Source organism: Streptomyces capoamus (assembly GCF_014654935.1).
GTDB lineage: Bacteria > Actinomycetota > Actinomycetes > Streptomycetales > Streptomycetaceae > Streptomyces > Streptomyces capoamus.
In genome coordinates this window covers 6,412-11,030 of record NZ_BNBF01000010.1, presented here as the reverse complement: position 1 = coordinate 11,030, position 4,619 = coordinate 6,412, and the positions used below count along the sequence as shown (strand labels likewise).

Below are 4,619 nucleotides of genomic sequence, written 5' to 3'. Positions count from 1 at the left end.
ACGCCGTACCGGTCGGGAAGCTCGACCTGACCACCGGCCGGAGCCAGTCGGTGGGCCCCTGAAGCAGCGAGCGGACCATCTGGGTCATCGGCTCCACCTTGCTGCGCACGAACACCGGGTCGGCGACCGCCGCCGGCTGCCCGCTCGCCCCGACCGCCGCGTTGGAGGCGAAGTAGTACTTGTCGACGGACCTGTAGTTGCGCTGGAAGTCCGACTTGCCCATGACGACACCGTCGGGCAGCCCGTCGATGCGCCACTGCCCGCTCTTGGGATTCTTCGTGAGGTGCAGCTTCTTGCGGTAGGAGCCGTCCGCGGGCTGGTAGGCCTGCTGGGCGTCGACCGTGGCGACCCGGGTGCCGGCCAGCACGCACGTGATGCTGCTGGTCTCGTCGCGGCCGCCGGGACGGCAGTCGGTCTGGATGGTCGGCCCGTTCGCCAGGACGGTGGTCGACAGGTCCGGCCGCCACTTGTCCGCCGCATCGGCCGTCAGGTATTTGCGTGCCGTGTCGTACCCCGGGTCGTCACTGGTCAGGGCCTCCAGGAAGCCCTGCATGATCTCGCCCGGACCGGCGCCGTCGGCCGGCGGCATGGCGAACACCCGGACACCGGTGTCCTGCCGCGGCGTGGACTCCACGTCCCGCAGGTCCCCGCTGTCGGGCATCGAGGCGCAACCGGCCAGCAGTACGACTCCCATGGCGGCGTACGCCACCGCGCGCGCCGGCCGCCGCCGTGCGCCCCCCGTGCGGTCAGCGGCCACGAAATGCCTCCCCTGGCTCGGTCGTGTCCTTCGGCGTAACCGAGTCCTTCGATGCGGCCGAGTCCTTCGATGCGGCCGAGTCCTTCGATGCGGCCGAGTCCTTCGATATGGCCGAGTCCTTGGGCGTGGCCGAGTCCTTCGGCGTGCCAGTGTCCTTCGGCGGGGCCGTGTCCGGCCGGTCCGCGCTCGCCTCGGACACGGGGCGCGCGGCGGGTGCGTCGCCCGGACGGCGGGTGCCGCCGGTGGGCCGGGGCACCACGCGCGCGCCGTTGCCGCTGCCGGGCAGGGCGGTCGGGTCGGCGGCGGGGCTGCCGCTGGCCAGCCGCGGCGCGACCGGCGTGCGCGGCGGCAGCGCGGGCGCCTGCGCGCCGGCCTGCTGCACCGGGACGGTCGCCCGCTTCTCCTCACCCCCGCGCTGCGCGCCGGCGTCGGCCAGACCGCGGTTACGGCGCGAGTCCTTGGGCTCCAGCGGTATCGGCGAGCCCCGCAGCGGCTCGTCCGCGGTCCTGGGCAGCGTCAGCCGGAACTGGGACCCGCCGCCCGGCTCGCCCCAGGCCTGCAGCCAGCCCCCGTGCAGCCGCGCGTCCTCCAGGGCGATCGACAGGCCGAGACCGGTACCGCCGGTGGTGCGCGCGCGTGCCGGGTCGGCGCGCCAGAAGCGGCTGAAGACCCGGGTCGCCTCACCGGGCTTCAGCCCGACACCGTAGTCCCGGACCGCGACGGCCACGGCCCCGCCCGCCGCGGCCAGTTTGACCACGACGTCCCTGCCCTCGCCGTGCTCGACGGCGTTCACGACCAGGTTGCGCAGGACGCGCTCCAGCCGCCGCGCGTCGGCCTCGGCGACGACCGGCTGCTGGTCGCCGACCACCCGTATGTGCGTGCCCTTGCGCTCGGCCAGCGGCTCGGCACCGCTCACCACCCGCCGGACGACCTCCCGGAGATCGATCGGCTCCGCCTCCAGCGCCGCCGCGCCGGCATCGAAACGGCTGATCTCCAGCAGATCCGCCAGCAGCGACTCGAACCGGTCCAGCTGGTCGGCGAGCAGCTCGGCCGACCGCGCGGTCACCGGGTCGAAGTCCTCACGCGCCTCGTGGATCACGTCGGCGGCCATCCGGACGGTGGTCAGCGGGGTGCGCAGCTCGTGCGAGACGTCGGAGACGAACCGCCGCTGCATCCGCGACAGGTCCTCCAGCTGCTGGATCTTGACCTGCAGGTTCTGGGCCATCTTGTTGAAGGCCTCGCCGAGACGGGCGATGTCGTCCTCGCCGGTGACCTTCATCCGCTCCTGCAGCCGCCCGGCGGACAGCCGCTCCGCGATCCCGGCCGCCATCCGCACCGGCGTGACGACCTGGCGCACCACCAGCCAGGCGATGGCGCCGAGCAGCACGACGACGAACAGCCCGGCCGTGGCGAGGGTGCCCTTGACCAGGCTCAGGGACTTCTCCTCCTGCGTGAGCGGGAAGAGGAAGTACAGCTCGTAGGGACGGCCGTTGGGGTCGCTGACCTGCTTGCCGATGGCGAGGCCCGGCTGCGACTCCTTGCCGCCGTCGTAGACGATCCGCGTGTTGCTCTGCACGGCCGTCGTACCGCTGTTGACCCGCTCACGCAGGGCCGCGGGCACGCTGGAGGTCGGGTTGACGTTCCCGGAGCCGCGCGGGCTGCGGCCGCCGCCGCTGTCGTCGCCCACGGGCAGCGTCACCACCTCGAAGGCGCCCGCGCCACCGCTGGACAGCGACTCCACGAGGTCGCTCATCCACGGGATGACCGTCTCCGACTGGCGCCCGTCCGCGGTCGACGTCCCGTCACCGGTGGCCGCACCGGCGCCACTGGCCGCCTCGTCGGCCTTCTGCTTGGCCACCGCGAACCCGCCCGTGGCCTGGCTCTGCGAGGCCTTCACCTTCGCGTCCAGCAGGCCGTTGCGGACCTGTCCGATCACGACGAAGCCCAGCAGCAGGACGACGCCCAGCGACATCAGCAGGGTGGTGGCCACGACCCGGAGCTGGATGTTGCGCCGCCACAGCCGCATCACCGGCAGCAGCGGACGGCGTACCCAGCGCAGGAACAGCCGCAGCACCGGGCTGCCCTGCACCCCGCCGTTCAACACCCCGCCGTGGAACAGGGCCCGGAAACGCGCACCCGCCGCCGGCCGGCCGACAGGCCGCCCCGGGCGGGCCCCGGAACCGCCGGGGGCCGAAGCGGCACTGTCCCCGGACATGTCAGCTCGGTCCGGCCTTGTATCCGACACCACGGACGGTCACCACGATCTCCGGCCGCTCCGGGTCCTTCTCGACCTTGGAGCGCAGCCGCTGGACGTGCACGTTGACGAGCCGGGTGTCCGCCGCGTGCCGGTAACCCCACACCTGCTCGAGCAGCACCTCGCGGGTGAACACCTGCCACGGCTTGCGCGCGAGCGCGACCAGCAGGTCGAACTCCAGCGGGGTCAGCGCTATCGACTGTCCGTCCCGCTTCACCGAGTGCCCGGCGACATCGATGACCAGGTCACCGATGGTGAGCTGCTCCGGCGCCGGCTCCTCCGACCTGCGCAGGCGCGCCCGGATCCGGGCCACCAGCTCCTTCGGCTTGAACGGCTTGACGATGTAGTCGTCGGCTCCCGACTCCAGGCCCACGACGACGTCGACGGTGTCGCTCTTGGCCGTGAGCATCACGATCGGCACCCCGGACTCCGCCCGGATCAGCCGGCAGACCTCGATGCCGTCCCGTCCGGGCAGCATCAGGTCGAGCAGCACCAGATCGGGCTTGCTCTCACGGAAAGCGGCCAGCGCCTTGTCGCCGTCGGCTACGAAAGACGGCTCAAAACCTTCACCACGCAGCACGATCCCGAGCATCTCGGCCAGTGCTGTGTCGTCGTCGACGACAAGGACTCGTCCCTTCATAAACGACATCATCCCATTCTCGTAACGGTGACCGGGGCGCTGGTGAGCAGGGTCACTGGCCTGTGACGATAGTCGTACGGGACCGTCACTGTCTGCCCATGGCCCGGGGGATCGATGTCAGCCACGGATCCGGAGGCGGATCAGAGGGTACGCGAGCGCGCCCCCGGCCGGCCCGCTACCCGACGACCAGCCGGTGACGGCGGTCGTACGCAGCCGTCCCCGTCCCTCCCTGTCCGTCGCCGTCGGTGTCCCTACGGCGCGGGGCGGACCGCCGACGGCGCACCGGCCGACGACCTGGCGCACATCTCCGCCAGTGCCTCCGCGGTCACGGGGGAGACGGCGCCCTCCTCGGTGACGATCGCCGTCACCAGCTCGGGCGGCGTCACGTCGAACGCCGGGTTGTACGCCTGTGTCCCCAGCGGAGCCACCGGCACCCCGCCGCCGGCCCCCGCGAACGGCACCTGCGGCGCCGCGACCTCCGTCACCTCGAAGCCCGGGCGCTGCTCGACCTCGATCGACGCCCCGTCGGGGGTGTCCAGGTCGACCGTCGTCACCGGCGCCACCACGATGAACGGCACATGGTGGTACCGGGCGAGCACCGCGAGCGGATAGCTCCCCACCTTGTTCGCCACCGAGCCGTCGGCCGCGATCCGGTCCGCCCCGATCAGCACCGCGTCCACCTCACCCGCCGCGAACAGGGAACCTGCCGCGTTGTCGGTGAGCAGCGTGTACGCCATACCGCTGCGGGCCGCTTCGTACGCCGTCAGGCGAGCGCCCTGCAGCAGCGGACGCGTCTCGTCGACCCACAGCCGCCGCAGCCGCCCCATCCGGTGCGCCGCCAGGGCCACCGCGAAGGCCGTGCCCTCCCCGCCCGACACCAGCGAACCGGTGTTGCAGTGGGTCAGGATCCGGTGCCCGCCGCCGGGCAGCAGCTCGTCCAGCAGCGTCAGACCATGGGCCGCCATCCG

The 4,619-nt window shown here is 72.6% G+C and carries 4 protein-coding genes; all 4 read right to left on the bottom strand.

Annotated features, from left to right (window positions below):
• On the bottom strand, positions 1–757 hold a 757-nt coding region (locus IE312_RS40540; RefSeq protein WP_502266975.1), incomplete at its 3' end, for an LpqB family beta-propeller domain-containing protein.
• Positions 747–2,972 (bottom strand): MtrAB system histidine kinase MtrB, encoded by a 2,226-nt coding sequence (gene mtrB, locus IE312_RS17350; RefSeq protein WP_229899964.1) that lies wholly within the window; start codon positions 2,970–2,972, stop codon positions 747–749. The genes IE312_RS40540 and mtrB, both read right to left, overlap by 11 nt.
• Before the next feature lies 1 nt (position 2,973).
• On the bottom strand, positions 2,974–3,663 hold the full coding sequence (gene mtrA / locus IE312_RS17345) for a two-component system response regulator MtrA (protein WP_187279108.1): 690 nt from the start codon (positions 3,661–3,663) through the stop codon (positions 2,974–2,976).
• Between the two features lie 239 nt (positions 3,664–3,902).
• On the bottom strand, positions 3,903–4,619 hold a 717-nt coding region (locus IE312_RS40535), incomplete at its 5' end, for an S-methyl-5-thioribose-1-phosphate isomerase (RefSeq protein WP_229899963.1).

Coding starts and splice junctions, on each gene's coding strand:
- mtrA (WP_187279108.1), bottom strand. CDS start 3,663: ATGATGTCGTTTATGAAGGGACGAGTCCTTGTCGTCGACGACGACACA.
- mtrB (WP_229899964.1), bottom strand. CDS start 2,972: ATGTCCGGGGACAGTGCCGCTTCGGCCCCCGGCGGTTCCGGGGCCCGC.